This window comes from Amycolatopsis palatopharyngis (assembly GCF_003385185.1).
GTDB classification, from domain to species: domain Bacteria; phylum Actinomycetota; class Actinomycetes; order Mycobacteriales; family Pseudonocardiaceae; genus Amycolatopsis; species Amycolatopsis palatopharyngis.
The window spans coordinates 1-1,067 of record NZ_PQHZ01000130.1; the positions used below are offsets into that span (position 1 = coordinate 1).

General features: G+C 66.0%; 1 protein-coding gene. It reads right to left on the reverse strand.

Annotated elements, in window-relative coordinates; translation table 11 throughout:
• On the reverse strand, positions 1-1,067 hold a 1,067-nt coding region (gene dnaE / locus D0C15_RS33865), incomplete at both ends, for a DNA polymerase III subunit alpha (RefSeq protein WP_116052097.1).

The window sequence follows — 1,067 nt, forward strand, 5'->3', positions numbered from 1 at the left end:
TTGTCCTTGTTGTCGCCCACCGAGGTGAGCAGCGCGGCCATGTACTCGGCCTTGTAGTTCGCCTTGAGGTACGCGGTCCAGTACGAGATCAGGCCGTAGGCGGCGGCGTGGCTCTTGTTGAACGCGTAGCCGGCGAACGGCAGGATCGTGTCCCACAGGGCCTTGATGGCCTCGTCGGAGAAGTCGTTGTCCCGCATCCCGGCGTGGAAGCCCTCGAACTCCTTCTCGAGGACCTCCTGCTTCTTCTTGCCCATCGCGCGGCGCAGGACGTCGGCTCGGCCCATCGAGTAGCCGGCGACCTTCTGCCCGATGTGCATGATCTGCTCCTGATAGACGATCAGGCCGTGGGTGTCGGCCAGGATCTCCTTCAGGGGCTCTTCGAGCTCGGGGTGGATCGGTTTGACCTTCTGCCGCCCGTTCTTGCGGTCGGCATAGTCGTTGTGGGCGTTCATGCCCATCGGGCCGGGGCGGTAGAGCGCGCCGACCGCGACGATGTCGTCGAAGCTGGTCGGCTGCATCCGGCGCAGCAGGTCCCGCATCGGCCCGCCGTCCAGCTGGAACACGCCGAGCGTGTCACCACGGGCGAGCAGTTTGTAGGTCTCGGGGTCGTCCATCCCGAGCCGGTCGAGGTCGATGTCCTCGCCGCGGTTGGCCTTGATGTTGTCGATCGCGTCGCCGATGACCGTCAGGTTCCGCAGACCGAGGAAGTCCATCTTCAACAGCCCGATGGCCTCACACGACGGGTAGTCCCAGCCGGTGATGATCGAGCCGTCGTCGCGCTGCCAGAGTGGGATCGAGTCCATCAGCGGCTGCGAGGACATGATCACCGCGCAGGCGTGCACGCCCGCGTTGCGGATCAGCCCCTCGAGGCCGCGAGCGGTTTCGAAGATCGTCTTGCACTCTTCGTCGGTCTCGACCAGCGAGCGCACCTCGGCGGCCTCGCCGTAGCGCTCATGCTGGGGGTCGACGATGCCGGACAGGGAGATGTCCTTGGCCATGATCGGCGGCGGCAGGGCCTTGGAGATCCGGTCGGCGATCGAGTAGCCGGGCTGGCCGTACTGGACGCG